The sequence below is a fragment of the Enterobacter cloacae complex sp. SHL021 genome (assembly GCF_049237765.1).
Taxonomy (GTDB): domain Bacteria; phylum Pseudomonadota; class Gammaproteobacteria; order Enterobacterales; family Enterobacteriaceae; genus Enterobacter; species Enterobacter cloacae.
In genome coordinates this window covers 70,944-91,146 of the sequence record NZ_JBMKJG010000002.1, presented here as the reverse complement: position 1 = coordinate 91,146, position 20,203 = coordinate 70,944, and the positions used below count along the sequence as shown (strand labels likewise).

Here is a 20,203-nt window from a genome sequence, read left to right as displayed (position 1 = left end):
TTAGCCCTCCGCTCCGGTGATTACAGCAATAACCTGGATGTAGGGCTCTTTTTCGGTGGTCATGGTGTCCTCAATCCATTGGATATAGCTGTCAAAATTGTGTTCGATTTCGCGCTGACGCTGTTCTTTGCGGCTCTGTTTCACTGAAAGCTGTTGTTTATTATCGGCAAAATCCAGCTCCAGTTGATTCAGCTGACGCCCACGCAGAACATCCAGCTTTTGCAGATGTTCACTGAGCTGCTGATTGATATGCTCCTCAAAAGCATTTCGATCGTGAACAAACACATCCCGCGCATGGGCGATTGCCGCTTCCAGCAGAACCTGCTGGCGTTGGTGGTTACGATCTTTACCACCACTGTTAGTCAGTTTGCTTCTCAATTGCGGATGTCGTTTCAGGAACTCAGAAAAAGGCAGGCTACCGCTTAACGTTTCGCGGTTAAAGCTCACCACCAGCCACGGGTTCACCATCGGATGCGACTTACGGTTCGGGAACAGCCCGGAAAGGATGAAGTGATCTTCATCTGGCTCAAACAGGTGCGGCAGGCGCATTATCGGAGCCTGGTGGCGACCAAAGGCGGATTGAATTTTGTCGTCTAACCACTGTACGACCGGGTTGATTTGCCAGAGATACTGCACATCGGGCCAGGCATGTTGCTCACCGCGCGCACGCGAAATGGCTTCCGTAATAACAGTTTTGTCCTGGCTTAGATAAAGCTGCCAGTTTTCCGGGGCAATTTCCGGCGGTAACTGGTTAAAGCGACGGCGTAACTCCTCCGGTGCGACCAGCGATAAGGTGTTATCAGGCAAGGTATCGTATTGCACGGTCTGGCCGCAGGCCTTCAGATAGCCTAGCGCTTTTTCGCAGTATGCCTGCTCATTATCAAACAGACTAATGTCGCTTTCGGTCACGGCTGAGGCATCGCTGGACACTGCGCTGCAGATTTCGCCAAACAGGTCGTTTCCAGTATTTTCAGTGACATTGCTATTCAACAGATCATCGAACAGGCTGGCACCATCGTCCTGCATCATGAATTCAGCAACCTGCTCTTCTTCCTCTTCCTGGGTAAATTTGCCGGTAAATTCGGAGCTGTCACCGATATTCTTCTGCGCCTGTTCGTCTTTATTGATCAGCACTTCCAGCACGCGCATATCACCGTTGATCTGCGGTTCACTGGCTTCAGTCAGCAAGTAACGGATCTGTGGCTGGTGTTTTTGTCCGTAGCGGTCAATACGTCCGTTACGCTGCTGGAATACCATCAGCGACCACGGAATATCGAAGTGAATCATTTTATGGCTGAGGTGGTGCAGGTTGATACCTTCAGACGCGACATCCGAGCAGATGAGCAGGCGCAGCGGAGACTGGGATTTGCCAAACGCTTCGACGGTTTCCATCAGAACTGTATCGCCCTGATCGCCTCGCAACGTGTCAATCTGATCGTCTTTCAGCTTGAGATCGGAACGCAGTTGCTGCTCAAGGAACTCGAGCGTTTTGATACTCTCGGTAAAGATCACCAAACGATCTTCCGTGTTATTCGCTTTCCAGCGGAGATCGTTACGGATGGTCTCCAGCAATAACTGATACTTGCTGAACTGACTGGCATCAATATTATTGAGCGCCAGCAGCAGTGACTCTAATTCGTTAATCTGGCTCTGACTGTTTATTTCTTTGCGGTTCTCAAGCCGCTTCAGGCGGTTAGCCACCACGCTGGCACATGCCATTGGACTAGAGAACAACGCTTTTTCGAGCGTAATTTTGAACAGGCGGCCTTTATTTGACCGCGAGTCTTCATCATCATCGTCACGGAACTGACTCTCAACCAATCGGCGGTAGGCTTCCTCTTCAGCTCCGGTTGCCGGGCGCATCAATTTGACGATATTACGTTCCGGAAACTCGCCAGCCATCTGATCTTTTACGTCTTTTTTGAAGCGACGCACAACCAGATTTTTATCGGCAAAATCGGCGTATTCATACTCTTTCGGATTAGCAATGGCCGTCGGGTCGAGCATATTCATCAGGCTGGCAAAACTTTCAGCCTTACCGTCATGCGGCGTGGCCGAGAGCATAATCAGCGTATCGCTGCGTCCGGCAAGCAATTTTGCCAGTTTGCTGCGCAAGGAGCTGGTCCCACGTTCAGCGACGTTATGCGCTTCATCGATAACAATAATATCCCACCAGGCATTTTCCAGGTGGTGGCGATATTCGATGTCCTGTTTCAGAGTATCGATGGAGATAATGGTCTTATCGAAATAGTGAAACGGGTTGTGGTTGGTTGGGATACGGTTACGCACCTTTTGTAAACCAGCGGAATCAAGCCGCGTCAACGGAATAGCAAAACGGCTCCAGAACTCTTTCTGGAATTGCGTGAGCATGGATTTAACCGCCAGCACCAGAATGCGTTTGCCACGTCCGCGGCGAATCAGCTCTGAAACCAGGATACCGGCTTCCAGCGTTTTACCCAGCCCTACCGCATCAGCAATTAATATCCGCTGGCGCGGCTGCGCCAGTGCCATGCGCGTGGGATCGAGCTGAAAGGGCATGGAATCCATCGCAGCCTGATGTCCAAAATGGACTTTGCTGTCAGTCGGGACGCGTTGGCGTAGCTGGCTCTCTATGTACAATTGAGCCGCCTGGTAATTGGCTGACTCATCTTCCACCAAATTTGTTTTTGCTGGATCAAGAATCTCGACTTTTTGCTCCAGCTTTGTCAGAAACAGCCCTTCTTTACCGCGTACCAGCTCCGAAATGCCATCACAGGTCAGCAGGTAACCACCATCTCCGCTGTCATCCGCCCGGCGAATGCGCCACTCTGCATCACGAATAACCACCCGCATCCCAGGTGCATAATTTTGCTTATTCATCGGTTTTTCTGTCTGTATGAGGCAGTGGCGGTAACACTATCCCGAGCGATGTGGTGCGGCACACTGCGATAAAAAAGAGGGTCTTAAAGATAACATGAAGGGTGGCGTCAGGGGGGATAAAATGGAATGTAATACGCAGAAATAACGCATAAATTTCAAACAGCGATAGTTAAAAAGTGAGCTGGGTCAACTCCCCCACACTGAGTCGGTGGGGGAGAATTCGTTTAGCCTGCGATGATATAACTCTTCAATCCATTATCCGGGGCTATAACCAATGCCCGGCATGTTGCCAGGCGCTCGACCTGATTCGGTATTCGTCCTGAAAAATCGAAGAATGTGTCACCTGTACAACGCCAGTAACTCAGTCCCATATCGAGCAACACATAATGTTCACTGCCATCGCTGAAGGTCACGGTCAGTTCACGTCCGTGATCGGTGTTCTGATTATCTCCTGCTAACCATGAGATTTTCCCTGACCAGGCTGGCCCAAGGTAGCCCTCTTCCAGCAACGTGGTCATAACTTGCTGGCGATCCTGCTCATCAAGCCATGCGTTATAGAGTGAATCGTGTTGGCGAGAACTGTACTCTAACTTTTTAACTGAAACAGTGAGTTCGGCACGTTCTGCCAGCCCCTGTTCAACCAATTCCGTCAAAATTTCACCTAACAAACGTACAGTAAATGGGCTATTGAGATAACGATCACTATAATGGACGTGAGTAATTTCGCGTCGATTAGTAAAAACCTTCTTCCAGCCAGCATGCTGCTGAGCTATCAGTGCCCAGAAACGCGAACCAAAACCTTCCACCTGACCGTCAAGTTGTTGGCTGAGATTGATGCGTACCGCCCCGGCGGGCAATGCTGGCAGTAAGTCTTCTGCACTCAAAGTCTGACCCGAGAATGTTTTTCTGGACGCCCCTTTAATCGTCACTACCGGCGATGCCGAGCTTTGTCCCCATAATTCACCGGGCGAAACGGTGGCACTGTCGGCAGCGGCCCACTGTTGGGTTTGCCCCTCACGAGTGACCTGTGCCAGTAAGTGCCCATTCCCTTGCACAAGTTGCGCAGTGTCTATAGATTTCACTTGCAAGCATTCACCCGGTATCGCCGCTAGCGCGGAAAGCTGATGTCTGGTGCTATCAGCTAAGTTTTCCAGCTGCGTGGCAATCAGCAACTCAACATTGCCCCCAGCGGAAGCAAACTGGAGTAACTCTTTAAATAATGGCCATTGCGCAAAACTCCACTGTTCCTGCGACCCAGCAAGAACCAACGAGCAAGAATCATAAACCTCGCTGTTCAGGCATTGCGCAATACGCAAACTGAGTGGGTTGGTTTCAACCCGACTACTTTCTCCGAAGTACTGATATTCTGGCGCGAGATTAAGCCGCTGTAGACGAAGATTAGTGAGCAGGGTTAATGCCTGGTGACGATCTAATTTGCCGACATAATGCTGACTGTCGTAGCTGAGCAAGCAGTGGTGGCAGAATTTATCACAGCTGCAATCGAGCAATTTTCTGGCGTAATTAAAGACATCCGACCAATTATCGATCAATTGCACTGCATAACCCGCACCACCAGCATTATTATCGTAAATAAAGATAGAATATCCAGTGAAGCCATCGATATCGCGCGCTTGCTGTGTCGTCACGCCCAGCTCAGTATTTTCGATACCCAATTTATGCGCTAATCCTTCACGCAAAGCAACCGCAAGGGAACGCGCGGCAACATCATCCCTGATCAGTAAGCCACTATCATCACTGAGTTGCAGCTCAACCATATCTGTACGGCTGCTATATCCCAACCACAGATCTTTATGAACATGACCGTGGCACAATTTATTGTTCCCCTGCCGATCATTACTACCGCCTCTCAACAGGTAGTGTGTATTTTCCTTCTCCGGGTTCTTTAGATTCTCCGGAGTACGCTGGGGCTGGGTTTGAGATTCTGCCCGGCCACAGGAAAGACAAATTGCGTAGCCATGACCAAATTCACCCTCACTAAAGTGGAACAATTCCCCGCTATGACTAAAACGGTAACGTCCGAGTCCAGCATCGGGTAAGGAGACCCATACCGAAGAAGGTACAAGAACACGAGGATCTTTCCAGGGAAGTTGCGCAGGCATGGATACATCATTATGTGCCTGATAACGAATGTCTGTCGCGAAACCGACAGGCTGTAAATACCGCTTCACATCAAGCTGCTGTATATCTGCCTTGCAGTGGCAACATTCGACAGGCCGGGTGGCGCTGGTCGCCCCCGCGCCGCATTTACGGCAATGCCAGAACCACGGAATATGATGATCGCCAGACAGCTCCTGCCCGCTGGCAAGTACTTTACCAAGCATAATACCCGAGGAACGATATACTTTTCCGCCCAATACCACATCAGCACCAGGAGCATATTCACGTAATGCTGTGGGCAGGTCACGGCTGGGCAGTTTTTCAATGCGGCGAGAAAAGTTTTCTCCCCCTTCATTAGGGTCAGCCTGAGTGGCTTTTATTGCGCGACGTCTTTCCAGTTCATCCGCGGTCAGATAATTGAAATTGACCACGCCAACCGGGAAACCATGACCCGGCAGGAACGCTTCACTGATGAGTTTAGAAAACAGATAAGCACCGCGATAATCACGAAGCTGATAAGTGATTGCTTTGCCTGCTGGCGTTTCTTCCCACGCGCTGTTATCTGTTTTCAACGCTTCGATGTTTTCCAACAGTATGGCAAGTTGGCTTCTCCAACGAGTATCAACCAGCTGCATCATCGTTTGCGTACGAGTCAAGAGCTGTGGCGGCGTCAATGACATCAGTACAGTTCCCTGGGTAAGGCGTTTAAGTTTATCCGCCAGCTGATCGGCCTGATGATTTAACCAATGGAGAAAACGAAGACACTGGCTCTCATCACCTTCAAAGAACCATTTACAACTCAGTTTTGTCGCATCAGGAACTTCAGCTCGTAAAAACGCACCTAAAACCAATGCGTTAACATGCCGCTGAACAATACTACTGCTACCAAAACGAACCCGTGGGGCACTCGCAACGGTGTTGAACGCCCAGAGAGGGTCTTTGAATACCTCCATTCCATGCGCGGTGTTTTTACATAACGTAATGGCGGCAGATGCGCTTTCACCGCGACGGCCAGCACGGCCAGCACGCTGCAAATAATTCGCCGGAGCCGGAGGAACGTTATTCATCGCGACCAAACTCATACCACCAATATCCACGCCCATTTCCATGGTCGTGGAACAGTTCAACACATTGACTTTCCCTGCTTTAAATTGTTTTTCATTAAACTGGTTCTTCTCTGGTGTTCGCTGCGCTGAGTGTTCCTCCAGACGATACCAGCTATCTTTCAGGGCCAATCGATCACTGCGAGTAGACCATACCCCCTCCTCCCGAGCATGTTGAATGCGTTCATTACATTCCAGCCAGTGCAGGCGCTCTTCTCGCGCCATTTCTCCACCACCAGATAAACGCCAGTGACGCGCAGGAAGCTCAGGCATTTCAATCAATACAGCTTTTTCAGGTGCTATCTCTTTGCTACCTGGTAAATACGGAGAATAACCCAATAAAGTGACATCTAACGCACGGCGAGTATAGGGGCAACGCCAGACTTGCTTTGGACTGTAAAATTCAGCTTGTTGTTTAATGTCCAATTGATAACCCGATTCAAACTGACGCAGGCATGGTCGAATAGCTTCCCAGACCTCATTCATTAAGTAATTAACCAGCGCTTTCCAGTGAGCCTGCTCAGGCTGTATTGCCGGAAAGACAGCAATTAATAGCTTAATGACCCGGTTATAATGACGATCGCGTATTTGTGGCCAAAGTTGATCACGTTTCTGCCCTTTGTATTTTTTATCTGGCCCCTGCAGCATTTTTACCGGGAAACGTGCTCCCATCCAGCGAGGGTACTCCTCGTTTTCGTAAAAAACGGCACTGTTTTCACGTATAAAGAAATCAAGGGTAATCTTCAATAAATTACGCCATTCCGGTAATTGCTTATCGGGGTCGGGTAATAATGTCTTCCAGTCCTGCGGGCAGGTTGTGACTTTATCAATAAATGGATAGTGAATGGCCACCAGCCCCAGACTTTCGAGGGTCCAGGCATTTTTAGGGCGGCGACCAAACTCACTGTATAAACAAAAATCAGCAAACTGTTGTTTAGTAAGCTCAAGTCCAGACAAGTCTTTAAAACTGCCTCTCATTCTGTCCGCAAGGTCCACACTGCCAACAAGTTGTTCAGACAGAGTTTGCCACGACATGGTTTTCTTCTGCTGATTGCCTGAATTGACGAGGAGTATTTGCATTGCTTCAGCATGTTCCTGACTTAAGGAACTAACCATCGGCTCGATAATTCTAAGCGCCTGAACGTCTGCTGGGCTAAGCTTCTCATTCGAAACCATCGCTTTTCTCAGTGCGTCGATGGAATTTTTTAACGGAGGGATAGAAAACTGGGTAATAAAACTCTCTAACAATGCACAATGTGCCGGACTGAGCTTTACTGATGGCTCATTAATATTTGCCAGTTCCTGATAACAAAGGGTTCGTAACGTAGCTTTATCTGCGTCCTGCTGTAATCGGGCAGAGATACGGGCGGTTCCCTGACGTGAATCCGTAAAGGTGAGCAAACGTCGACCATAAAACGGTCCTAACTGCTCTTCTCTTGTTTGCGGTAAAGGCGAAAATTCAAGCAGAGTAGGAATAATTTCATTTAAAAAAAAGGGTGCACCGAGTCGAAGCGGACGGAACAAAGGATTATTTTTCCGTTGGGTGTCACCACAACAAACACAAGCAAAGGAATTATTGCGTCCCTCACCTCGAGATTCAGGTCTTAGCAGATTTATCTCATAGTGCTTTTGCGCCTCGCGGTCGATTTTACCCGCCGTCGCTTCCTCCAGTGAAATGATATATTTTTCACCATCGCTCGCTATAAGACGATCAAATTGGGAGTTATTTTCTAATTCGTTGTTATCTTCATCATCAGAATAAACATCGAGATCAAGAGCAAACTCATCCTCTTCGGCAGCAGCAGGTTGCGCCACCAACCAGCTCGTTCCATCACCGCGCACTTCCTCCTTGGCAGACAAATAAGCTGAACCACACCCGGAGCAACGTAAGATTTCAAATACAGGCGCACCACAGTCACAATATTGGCGTTGTTCAAACCATACCTGACCAAATGGCCAGTCACTCTCACCTAATTCACTCGCTTTATGTGCGCATTGTTTATTTGAACATGCCCATAGGCCCGCGAGTGTTCGGATAAACCCATGCATACGTAATGGCGTAAAAGCTAGTGAAAATTTAGATTCACCCTCTCGCGATTTCGCCATCAGATCGAGAAGCTGCAGCAGCTCACGGTGATTAATGTCTGGCCAGGTTCTTCTGGCAACATTGAGCAATTCACTCAAACGTACCGCCAGGCGTCCGGGACGAGTTAACGCCTGACGCAATTGCTGGGCCACACGGTAATGGCACAGCTGTTGGTAAAGTTCCTGAGAACTTAGTGAGTTAAGAAATGCTAAAGATGTGGGATATTCATGACGAATAAGAGACTCCGATATCGGCGGTATTTGTCGATAGCCGCGAACTACTTTTACATCACGTTCTGTGGCCCCCGCGAGATCGGCAACAAATTTAGCAAGTTCTTTATTACCTTCAGGAGAATCTTCACCAATAGTGGCCGAGGTAGCAATGATTTGCACAGGTTTATCTGTACCAGGTCCAACATTGAAGGCCTGCATGACGCGACGTAAAAGCAGCGCCAACTCAGCTGCCTGAGAGCCAATATAACTGTGAGCCTCATCAAGGACGATATACTTCAGCATTCCCTGGGACTTTTCAATGATAGGGGCATCTTTGCGACGAATCAGCATATATTCCAGCATCGTGGTATTCGTCACCATGATGGATGGTGGGGCTTCATAAATGGCTTCCCGACTCAATGCCTGTTCAGGTGCTTTGAGCTGGTCTTCCTGAACTTCAAATTTGGTATGCCGTGTTTCGCCATTATATAGTGCGAAACGTATTTTTCCTTTAAACCCACGAGTCCACTCGCGAAGCCGCTCCTGCTGGCTATTTATTAACGCATTCAACGGATACAAGAAAATAGCCTGCGTCCCTGTTAGTGACTGTCGGGTCAAACTTTGCTGACGAATAAGATCTTCCAGCACCGGCACCATAAAACATTCTGTTTTTCCTGACCCTGTACCACTGCTCACTAATAGGGACTGCTTGTCTTCAAGAATCGTTCGCCACGCAGTTAGCTGATGACGAAACGGCACTGGCGCATTGCTCAATGCATCAACCAGCGGGCTGGATATCAGTTTGTCACGCAAATCCTCCATTGTTTCATCCGCAGGCATCCATCCAAACGTGCTTTCAAATACCGGATCTGCAAGCAGTGATCCCCCCTGACCTGGGGGCTGGAAATATTGAGATTCCAGATATTGACTCAACGACTTGCTCCGCAATGCCAGCTGACTTACCACCGACCTCACCGCTCGCTGATGAAGCTGATTTAGAAGTGGCGCATAATGCAGTTGCTGAACGTTCATCAATGACATACTCCTGCTTGCTCAAAATAATACTGATAGATAACCCCCAATTGCTGCGGGGCTTGCTGATAGTGAAATTCAAAAAGCGCAGTTAGCTGATGCATAAGTTTATTGTTTCTTTGGGAGAGCAGCGCCGCGACTAACATCAAATTAAACCGTTTTTCAAAACGAGTGTGATAAGTGTTTTCGATCCAAAATTTATTAAAAAAAGATTTAAGATCTGGATCAATAGCACTATCCCAAAGCTCTTTAGAAAAAATACTGACACGACCAAAACTATTTGGGTTTCTTAATAGCATCTGTTTGGCATCATTAAACTGCTCACGGCTTACCGATGGCAATACAGTGCAACCTGCAGGTAATATTTCACTATGTGTAAGCAACATATTAGCGATGGGAACTAATCGGCGATCGATATGCGCTCGATGATTTATAAATGCAATAAATGGTTGTAGTATATTTAATGCAAACGCTTTATCATTAATCTGATTTTCCAGAGAATACCAACACTGTTCAAAGACGTCTTTCCATATTGAAACAGGAATCCACCCCCATGAGAAGGGCAATTCCTCCTGTATATCATAAATAGTATCACTATCCCCAGAAAGACATGACGATATTAGCAACTGAACAACCACGCAATAATTACTCGAAATCTCTCTAAATAAATCCAGTTCAAGTAAAGGCAAGTTATTATTCAGCTTGTATTTTTTAATGTAATCAACCAACAAAGAACAAGAGTTTTGCAAAGGATTATTCTTCACTTCCAAAAACAGAGCATTATAATATTCCTTACGTTGTTCTGGCTCTGCGTTACATATAGCATTTAGAAATAAATCATCTGTCTGTAATGTAGGTAGCATCCATTTAATCACTGGTGCAATACGAATTGCACCATCAATTTTACCCACAATTAACCATGGGCCATCTTGATTATTCAACGTCGAGAAATCATAACCAGACTCATCTTTGTTCAGCAGGACTGTGCATAAGTCAGGAGTATTAAGAGAAATGGCTTCAACAACCATGTCGTCTATTTTATGGTAAGGAAAAACAATAGAATCTTTTATATCAACCAGCAATCTTTCATCACCCTCAATAAAACGGCCATCGTAGCGTTTAATATTGAGTGTTGTTTTGTCCTTACCAAATCTGTCAGAGTAAAAATCAACACGTAATGTACTATCATTTTTCCATGCACATGCAAGCATGGCGTTCAGCAGATTATAATTCTCATAAAGTGAAATCTGTTGCAATTTTTCATTACGGCCAGATAACAATGTAATATCCGCATGTAAATAATGAAATTTTTCTGACATCGGGTTTTCATCCAACAACTCGATATTAAGATATCCTTTCCCGGCACAAGATATTGTTAACAGCTCAGCGTCCACGCCATGCAAATGTGCTATAGATGCAACACCGTCAAAATGAACAGAACCATCATTACTTACAAACCGTCCACCGCTAACGGGCTTAGGTAATAACAATTTAAGATTAGAACCATCTTTCCAGGATACTCGTAAATTGATGGTGCTCTCTAGCATCTGTGATGAATTACAATCAATAACACACTCGTTTTGCAAATAATCTGATTTAAGTGTTACTTTTTCATTGTTTGAATATTTATCAACCCTTGCATCCGTTATACCAGAGAGTACAATAACTCCTTGCTGAGCAGTCTCGGGAATAATTTGAATATCGAAATCTGCTGGCAAAATCACAACTTTACCGCTAAATAAAACCTCACCATTGACTATTCGCCTGACTTCTATCTGCCCTTTCGGCATTACTGATGCGACAGAAAACCAATAGTTGTTACCTGAACGAATAGATCGCCAAAAAAGTTCGTTCTCTGGGACAATGCCATGCTGCATATCCTTTTTCCAGCCGATCTTTGGCCAGGCACGATGGACAGGATAATCAGATTTTACCAGATCGATCTCTGTCGGCTTTATATAATACTCAATCGCAGAATCATAAAGTTGCTGCGTGCGAATCGTACAAACTGCGCCATCATGTAAAACAACGCTGAATACTCCGCTTATTTTAGTTAAGCTACGTTCACTATTTTTCAGCAACCTCGGGATATCAAACTCACCTTCTCCACTAATATCCAAATGACTATTTGTCGGTAGCGAAATAAAAAGAGAGTTTTGCCTGGAACTAACAGATCCCATGCCGACAAGTTTTAACTGCGACTCGCTCTCATTCATCGCTTCAAAAACCCATGGTAAATCTTCGGTAAGCTCATAACCCCCTTTGGGAATTACGTGACCTAGCAGAATCGGCCCTTCATGGAGCGACAACGATATTTCGGTCATCGCATCTGCCCCAGAGAGTTTTTGCATAGCGAAGGGTAATAACTCCACTCGCCAATCTTGCTGTTCATAACGGCTTAGCATTGCCAACCGGGCCCCACCATTTCTCCATTTTGCAGAAATGATGAGTCGTGTTTGTTCCGGCTGAATATTGCTTTCAAACAGGGATATTAGCTGTTCAGTGCGCATTGTGGCCGGAAATCGAAACCGGGCATCGCAATACCAACTGTCATCAACATCAATCCATATCCTTTCAACCAGCACATTGCTTGATATACGGGGCTCTGAAGATTGAGAAAGTAGTCGTCTTACAATCTCTGAGGCATTCTCTTCCGGGAGAACCAACGGAAGTTGAAGATGCCAGTCAGGATATTGTTTGCGTAGTGAGGATACGGGGTCCTGACCATGAGTGGTATGCTCATTGAGTAACGTATGAAGTGTCTCGCAAAATTCACCAGCTATTTCGTAGACGAGTTCATTTTGCATTGTCACAGGAATAGTGTCGCCCAGTTCTTGTGCGATTATCTCCGCAGGACGCCTTGACGATTGCCCGCGTAGTGCCTGATAAATTCGTCTGAAATAGGTTATTAAATAGCCACTTTCATTTTCAATCATCCGGATGGGCAAACCGCCTTCGCAAGCCAGAGTATGCAGATAACCCGATGCTTGACCCAGACTTCTCACCTTTCTTTTCCAGTAACGAATCCCATCATTTACCAGCTTTTGCCGATGTGCGTAAGGTACCTTCCAGCCAATCGATTCTAAAATAACGTCCCATCTTGGATGTCCTGCAGTATGGTTACGGCGGATAAACTCAGCGGCGTATATGCTGAACAAAACATCACTGTAAGAAATGAATATGGTTTTAGGGTAGTTACGTGGAACATGGGCACGAAGAAGAGCAGTCAAACTTTCATACTCTGCATCATGACAACGGTAAGCATACAGCGCCCTACCATCAGCTCCGGGTAATGAGCGACTGCTAAAAAATGCATTGAGCCATCGCAAGAGTGGGTTAACTGGAGTTTTCACAAGCAACCAGCCTTCGATTGATACAATTCGTAACAGATTACTATGATTTCATGAAAGCTCAACGCCTGAGACCCACCAAATATGACAGAAATCATGTATATCTTGGCGAAAGTTGATAGAATCAACGAAGTTTCACCAGCATAAAGACCTTATACTTTACAAGGTGTACATACAATTTTTACACCAGCATTACTAATTGTGATTATTACAGGAATAACAATGTTAGCTCAGCTTTTTGAACATTTGTTTCAATCAATTGATTCCACACTCGTCACAAACATTTTTATTTGGGCTGTTATCTTTGTATTTTGTGCTGCATGGTGGTGTGATCATAAAAACATTCATAACAAATTCCGAGAGTATGCTCCAACATTAATGGGAGCATTAGGCATACTGGGTACTTTTATCGGTATCATTATTGGATTGCTTAATTTTAATACTGAAAGCATTGATACCAGCATCCCGGTATTATTAGGAGGTCTTAAAACAGCATTCATTACCAGTATTGTTGGAATGTTTTTCGCAATTTTGTTTAATGGATTAGATGCTTTCTTTTTTGCCAATAAACGTCGTCAATTGGAGGCGGATATTCCAGCGTCGGTTACTCCTGAGCATATCCATCAAGAATTAAAAGAGCAAAATAAGCATTTAGTGAAATTAATCGCTGGCATGAGTGGTAGCGAAGAGGGTTCCATTGTTGCCCAAATAAAACTACTGCGTAATGAAATCAGTGATACCTCCCGGGCACAAATATCTAACCATTCTAATTTCAGCAATAAGCTCTGGGAACAATTACAGCAATTTGCAGACCTGATGGCAAAAGGAGCAACCGAACAAATTATCGATGCCCTTAGGCAAGTTATTATTGATTTCAACAATAATTTAACTGAACAATTCGGTGAGAATTTCAAAGCACTTGATACTTCTGTAAAAAAACTTGTCGACTGGCAGGAAAACTATAAAAACCAAGTTGAGCAGATGGGTGAGCAATACCAACAAAGTGTTGAATCTTTAGTCGAAACCAGAAAAGCTGTCGCAGGGATCTGGGAAGAATGCAAAGAGATTCCTCTTGCGATGGCTGAGCTTCGTGACGTGCTGCAAGTGAATCAGCACCAAATTGGTGAACTCTCCCGTCATCTGGAAACCTTTGTCGCCATACGCGATAAGGCAACTGATGTTTTACCTGAAATTCAAACAAAAATGTCTGAAGTGGGTGAACTCTTAAAATTAGGTGCCGCGAATGTCAGCGCGTCTCTTGAACAAACCAGTCAGCAGATACTTATCAATGCTGATTCGATGCGAGTTGCCCTTGATGAAGGCACTGAAGGTTTCAGACAATCAGTGACTCAGACACAGCAAGCTTTTGCATCAATGGCGCATGATGTCAGCAATTCCTCTGAAACTCTTACCAGCACGCTAGGAGACACTATTACGGAGATGAAACAAAGTGGTGATGAGTTCCTGAAATCTCTGGAAACACACTCAAGAGAATTGCATCGAAATATGGAACAAAACACTACTAATGTTATTGATATGTTCAGTAAGACAGGTGAGAAATTTAATCAACAATTATCTAGCAATGCCGATAACATGTTTGGTTCAATGCAATCTTCGTTTGATAAAGCAAGCGCGGGACTGACATCTCAGGTGAAAGAGTCAATTGAGAAATTTGGTAGTTCAATTAACGAGCAGTTACATGCTTTTGAGCAAGCAACAGAGCGCGAAATGAATCGTGAGATGCAATCACTAGGGAATGCTCTGCTCTCAATCAGCAAAGGTTTTGTCGGTAACTACGAGCGACTACTCAAAGAGTATCAAGCTGTCATGGGACAACTGCAAACATTAATTTCTGCTAATCAAAAACGAGGATAATTGCTAATGGATAAAATCCTTGGCAAGCAGGCCCCTAAAAAAGATCAAGATAATGAACATTGGGTTTCAATGTCAGATTTAATGGCAGGTCTGATGATGGTATTTATGTTTATTTCTATCGCCTACATGCACTATGTGCGTATTGAAAAAGAAAAAATTAAAGAAGTGGCTGTCGCCTATGAAAATGCTCAACTTCAACTCTATAATGCACTAGAAACTGAGTTTACAAAGGATTTGCCAGCTTGGGATGCTGAAATTGACAAACAAACTCTTGAGGTCCGTTTCAAATCACCCGATGTCTTATTTGGTTTAGGTAGCACAGAGCTTAAGCCAAAATTTAAACAGATCCTTGATAATTTCTTCCCTCGCTACCTTAAAGTTCTTGATAACTACCAGGAACATATTACTGAAGTACGTATTGAGGGACATACAAGTACTGACTGGACTGGAGCGTCCAATTCTGACATGGCCTATTTTAATAACATGGAACTCTCGCAAGGGCGAACACGAGCAGTACTGCAGTATGTCTATGGTTTAAAAGAAAGCGCAGCACACCAGAAGTGGGTAAAAAGTAAATTTGCTGCCGTTGGATATTCTTCCGCACACCCTATTCTTGATAAATCTGGTAAAGAAGATCCCAATCGCTCTCGCCGAGTAACATTTAAAGTTGTAACAAATGCCGAGTTGCAGATTAGAAAAATAATTCAGGAGTAAGAGATGAAATTATCTATCGACATTTCTGAACTTATTCAGTTAGGAAGAAAAATGTTGCCGGAAGGCGTAGATTTTTTTCTTGACGAAACGCCTGTAGTTTTTGATCCAATTGATATCGAACTTTCTGCAGGTAAAGAAGTTAGAATTGAAGATCTTGATCCCGGCAGTGGTCTTATTTCCTACCAAGGGAGACAGGTTCTTTTGTATATTAGAGACCATACCGGACGTTATGATGCGGCTATTGAAGATGGAGAGAAAGGGAAGCGATTTCATATTGCCTGGTGTAGAACATTAGATGACATGCGCCAAAAAAATCGATTTGAACGGTATCATGCAACAAATCGTGTTGATGGCTTATTTGAAATTGATGATGGGCTCGGTCGGAGCCAAGATGTCGCTCTTAAAGTTTGTATGAACTGCCTAGAACGCCTTAATTACAAAGGAAGTATAGATAAACAACAGAAAAGAGTAATATTTAAATCATTTTCTTTGAATGAATTTTTTTCAGATTATAGTACCTGCTTTCGCCATATGCCTAAAGGAATCTATGATAAATCAAATAGCGGCTATGTAGAAAATTGGAAGGATATATCCAGAACTACTCGAGAACAAGCTAACTACAAATGTAGTGATTGTGGTGTGAATTTAATGTCCATGAAAAGTCTATGCGATGTTCACCACAAAAATGGTATTAAATATGATAACTCAGCTGAAAATCTACTCGTCTTGTGTAAAGATTGCCATCGAAAGCAACCTTTGCACGAAGGAATATTTGTCACTCAGGCTGACATGGCAATCATTCAACGCTTACGTTCCCAACAAGGGCTTTTGAAGGCTGAATCCTGGAAGGATATTTACGATCTGACAGATCCATCGATTCATGGTGATATAAACATTATGCAACACAAAGGATACCCGCCACCAGTTCCGGGATTAGACTTACAAAACGCGGAGCATGAAATTATTGCCACCGTAGAAGCTGCCTGGCCGGTTTCAAAAATTGCAGTAAATTTAACACCGGTAAAAGTCGATGGTTGGAAAGTATTCTCCGTGGGAGAACTCGTTAAAGAAATACAAGCAGGGGTTATTTTCTAATTATACAACCCAAGTCTGAACAAACAGCAGTTGATTATTAATACTAATCTCTGTAAATTTTGACTTGGGTTCTCTTAATAATTCATATTTATCTATCGTCAAAAGACTGTTTGTAAATCGTAGAATAATCAAATGGTGAAGTCTGCTTCTCCCGATTCGCATCCAGATAATCCGCCCACCACTGCAACATCAACCTACGCTCCCCCAAGTGTTCAGCCTTATGAATATAAGCCGCACGTACAGAGTTACGTTCCTGATGACTCATCTGACGCTCTACTGCATCCCTCGACCACAATCCCGATTCAATCAAAGAACTACACGCCATTGTCCTGAACCAATGCCCACATACTTCCGTTTTCGTGTCATAGCCCATCACTCTCAGAGCCTTGTTCACCGTGTTTTCACTCATGGGTTTACGCGGATCGTGATCGCCAACGAAGATCAGCTCTCGATTCCCGCTCATACTTTTGATCTTTTCCAAAACCGCTAAGGCCTGACGCGATAAGGGAACAAGATGTGGAGTCCGCATCTTCGAACCACGCTGAGAATGCTTAACTCCTTCCAGTGGCTCACGCTCGCCCGGGATCGTCCACATAGCTGTTTCAAAATCCACTTCTGACCAACGGGCAAATCGCAGCTCGCTTGAACGGATGAAAACCAACAAAGTGAGCTCAACCGCCAGTCGGGTTAACGGTCTGCCAGAGTAGTGATCAATGCGATGAAGTAGTTCAGGAATGCGATTAAGCTCTAGTTCAGCGCGATGCTGTCTTTTCGCCATAGCAACCGCACCAGCAATCTCTTGCGCTGGGTTGTAGTCGATTAAGCCGCTCTGCACAGCAAAGCGCATAATCGCGGTAGTACGCTGCTGTTAACGGGCGGTGACCTCAAGACTCCCGGATGACTCCACCGCTTTGATGGGTACAAGCAAATCCCGTGTCTTCAACTCAGCAATGTTCCGCTTACCGATAGCAGCGAAGAGATTATCTTCCAGGCTTTTCAATACACGAGCGCTATGTGATGCAGACCACTTCTGATTGCTGGCGTGCCAGTCTCTGGCAACCACTTCAAATGTTATCGCCTCTTGCTCTTGCTCTACCTTAACGACTTTCTTGTTCTCACCAGGATCGACGCCATTCGCTAATAGCTTACGGGCCTCATCCCTGCGAGCCCGTGCATCCGCCAGCGAGACTTCGGGGTATTTCCCCAGCGCCAGCATCTTCTCTTTGCCGCCGAGGCGATAACGCAGTCGCCAGTATTTGGAGCCGTTAGGGTGAACCAGCAAAACCATGGCTTCAACGTCAGTAAGTTTATCTTTTGCTTCAGGCTTAGCTTAACGAACCTTCACTTCATTCAGAGCCATGATGAGTATCTTTTCAAGGGTTCTGCGTGAGTATAAACATAATCGAACCGGAATATTCCGGCAGATGTACCAACATAAGTAAGTTGATGTAGATTTAATCAGGTTGACTTAGGTTGAATGAAAAAGCGAGGAAAGCCTTGCGGATACTGGATTTCAGGCACAAAAAAAGACGTCCGTTGACGTCTATTGATGTTCCGATGGTGCCGAAGGCCGGACTCGAACCGGCACGTATTTCTACGGTTGATTTTGAATCAACTGCGTCTACCGATTTCGCCACTTCGGCACTGAAGGGGATGCGGAAACGTTGTGGATTATACCTGTCGCGCGCCGCCATGCAAGCGACGACGCGCGAAACCCGCGCTAAGTGCCCAAAAAACCAGCGCCCTTCGTCAGTCCAGCTCAGATACCGCCAGCCTAATCACCCTCGCCGCCTTCTGCTCCGGCAGCGCCAGCACCTTGGCCCACATCTCCTGCACCATATCGCAGGAGAGCTTCTCTTTGCCCACCGCCTTCTCCGGCATCTGCAGCAGTTGGATGTCCTCACCGTACTTATCGGCAAGCGCCTTCATAATCGGTCGCACATCCTCGACGGCCGCCTCGCGTTCAGCGGGGGTAACGGTGTGGCGATTTTTGCCGTAGGCCGCGCGCATCATGTCCGCATCGGCCTGCATGCGTCGCGCCATCAGGTCTTTATCCAGCATGCGCATCGGGTTGATGCCACCCTTCACCATCGGGTAGAGGAAGCGGAAGCAGGCGTCGTCGCTCACCTTCTGGATGGCGGCGGTCTGCTCCATGTTGATGGTCATGTAGTTCACCACGTTGGCGTCCGGGGCGTTTTGCAGGCGCGTCATCTGCAGATGCAGGATCTGCGGCTGGATGGTGTCGATAATCTGCTGCTCCGGCTCGCCCGCTTTTTGCAGGGCGGCCATCTGGTCGAGGATGCGCTGATGCAGCGCGGGCTCCTGCTCCTTAATCACCTGCCAGGCGGGCATCGCGTTGAGGGCGTTATCCATCTGCCGTTCCGGGGCGCGCTGCCTGTCGAAAAACACCCAGAACGCCACGGCGGCAGCCGCAATGACGACAATCACAATACGGGTCCACGTTTTATTCATCTCGCATCCTTATCCTTGAGTTATGCCGGTTTACACCGGCACGCCGCTGTGGAAGCGAAACTCGTTGTCCGGTGTCGAGATAAGTGTGGCTTCAATTTCGCCAAAAAGCTTTATACGCGGTGAGATATCGTCGTCGCTCACCTGCTGGGCCAGCGTCAGGTAGTCCTGATAATGGCGCGCTTCCGAGCGCAGCAGCGAGAGATAGAACTTCTGCAGGTCGTCGTCGAGGAACGGGGCCAGCGCGGCGAAGCGTTCGCAGGAGCGGGCTTCGATGTAGGCACCGCAGATGAGCTTGTCGATCAGCGTCAGCGGTTCGTGGGTGCGCACTTCCTTCAGCATCCCTTTGGCATAGCGGCTGGCGGTGATTTTGACGTACGGAATGTCGCGGGCCAGCATCGCCTCGCGCACCTGCCAGAAGTGGTGCAGCTCCTCTTTAATCAGCAGCACCATGCTGTCGATGAGCGCCTGGCCCCACGGGTCGTCGGTTTTGGGCATCACGCTTTTGCCTATCTGCCTGTGCAGGGCGATGAAGTCCGGCTCCGGGCCGTCGCGGAAGGTGAACAGTTCGTAGGGTTTGAGCCAGTCGAGCAGCGCATCGGCACCGCTTTCGTCGGCGACGTATTTACGCACCAGCAGCAGCGCGGTCTGGGCGGCCTTGAGCTCGCACACCATGTGGTCGGTGAGCAGCAGCGGCAGGTTCGCCGGGTCGCGGGCTTTATCAATCCATGCTTGCGGGGTCGGGCACTGGAGGAAGTTAAGTACGGGGGCGAGTATCTGCGGGTAATCCATGGTTCTGCCTTGAAAAAGCGGTGGCGCGCGCCACCGCCTGAAACGCTTAGTGACGCACGCCGTCGTCGTCTTCGTCGACGTAATCTTCGTCGTCGCCCTCTTCGCCGTCTTCACCGTTCGGATCTTCGAAGTAGGTTCCCCAGCCGTCGTACTCCACGTCAAACTTCTCGGCCAGGTTCATCAGCTGTTCTACCTGCGCGTCGATCAGCTCCGCCTTCAGCGCGCCTTCGCTCAGGATGTCGCAGCAGATGACGGTATCGCCCTCTTCCACTTCCAGCTCTTCCGGCTCGGTCACTTCGTAACCCAGTTTAAAAGCTTCCACCGCCATTTTTTCCAGCGCGTCGAAATCATCCGCAGAGAAATGGTGCTCGATGGTGTACAGCGCGTCCGGATCGCTACCGTCTTCCAGCAGCTCTTCAATAATCAGACGCGTCTCTTCGCGTTGTTCTTCCAGGTGTTCCGGGTTTGCCATGGGTCATTCCTCTTTAAAGTGCGGCA

Annotated in this window: 9 protein-coding genes, 1 tRNA gene and 1 pseudogene; 3 read left to right on the top strand and 8 right to left on the bottom strand. The window is 46.8% G+C overall.

The window, feature by feature from the left end:
- From ACOTZF_RS02575 to ACOTZF_RS02565, 3 genes are all read right to left on the bottom strand, one after another.
- Positions 1 to 2,859, bottom strand: a complete 2,859-nt coding sequence (locus ACOTZF_RS02575; RefSeq protein ID WP_038981710.1) for a DEAD/DEAH box helicase — start codon at positions 2,857 to 2,859, stop codon at positions 1 to 3.
- 224 nt (positions 2,860 to 3,083) lie between these two features.
- On the bottom strand, positions 3,084 to 9,410 hold the full coding sequence (locus tag ACOTZF_RS02570; RefSeq protein WP_038981708.1) for a DEAD/DEAH box helicase: 6,327 nt from the start codon (positions 9,408 to 9,410) through the stop codon (positions 3,084 to 3,086).
- Positions 9,410 to 12,769, bottom strand: coding sequence for an STY4851/ECs_5259 family protein (locus ACOTZF_RS02565; protein WP_129253161.1), 3,360 nt, complete (start codon positions 12,767 to 12,769; stop codon positions 9,410 to 9,412). The genes ACOTZF_RS02570 and ACOTZF_RS02565 overlap by 1 nt, the downstream gene beginning before the upstream one ends.
- Before the next feature lie 213 nt (positions 12,770 to 12,982).
- Between ACOTZF_RS02565 and zorA2 the strand changes: the two genes are divergently transcribed.
- From zorA2 to zorE, 3 genes are read left to right on the top strand one after another with little or no spacing between them, the layout of a single operon-like run.
- Complete coding sequence (gene zorA2 / locus ACOTZF_RS02560; RefSeq protein WP_038981704.1) at positions 12,983 to 14,635, top strand: type II Zorya anti-phage system protein ZorA2; 1,653 nt, start codon at positions 12,983 to 12,985, stop codon at positions 14,633 to 14,635.
- Between the two features lie 6 nt (positions 14,636 to 14,641).
- A complete protein-coding gene (zorB2, locus tag ACOTZF_RS02555) occupies positions 14,642 to 15,349 on the top strand; it encodes a type II Zorya anti-phage system protein ZorB2 (protein ID WP_023343022.1) in 708 nt (235 codons plus the stop codon).
- A 3-nt stretch (positions 15,350 to 15,352) separates the two neighbouring features.
- Positions 15,353 to 16,444, top strand: a complete 1,092-nt coding sequence (zorE, locus tag ACOTZF_RS02550; RefSeq protein WP_038981703.1) for a type II Zorya anti-phage system protein ZorE — start codon at positions 15,353 to 15,355, stop codon at positions 16,442 to 16,444.
- 88 nt (positions 16,445 to 16,532) lie between these two features.
- Here the strand turns inward: zorE and ACOTZF_RS02545 are convergent.
- The 5 genes and pseudogenes from ACOTZF_RS02545 to rraB form a co-directional block, all read right to left on the bottom strand.
- Positions 16,533 to 17,804 (bottom strand): annotated as a pseudogene (locus tag ACOTZF_RS02545) (tyrosine-type recombinase/integrase).
- A gap of 198 nt (positions 17,805 to 18,002) precedes the next feature.
- Positions 18,003 to 18,087, bottom strand: a tRNA-Leu gene (locus ACOTZF_RS02540).
- A 106-nt stretch (positions 18,088 to 18,193) separates the two neighbouring features.
- Positions 18,194 to 18,916, bottom strand: coding sequence for a topoisomerase II (locus ACOTZF_RS02535; protein ID WP_129253158.1), 723 nt, complete (start codon positions 18,914 to 18,916; stop codon positions 18,194 to 18,196).
- A gap of 30 nt (positions 18,917 to 18,946) precedes the next feature.
- Entirely contained in the window at positions 18,947 to 19,705 is a 759-nt protein-coding gene (miaE, locus tag ACOTZF_RS02530; protein WP_100168194.1) for a tRNA isopentenyl-2-thiomethyl-A-37 hydroxylase MiaE, read from the bottom strand.
- Between the two features lie 46 nt (positions 19,706 to 19,751).
- Positions 19,752 to 20,177, bottom strand: coding sequence for a ribonuclease E inhibitor RraB (gene rraB / locus ACOTZF_RS02525; RefSeq protein WP_006810300.1), 426 nt, complete (start codon positions 20,175 to 20,177; stop codon positions 19,752 to 19,754).
- Positions 20,178 to 20,203 lie beyond the last annotated feature (26 nt).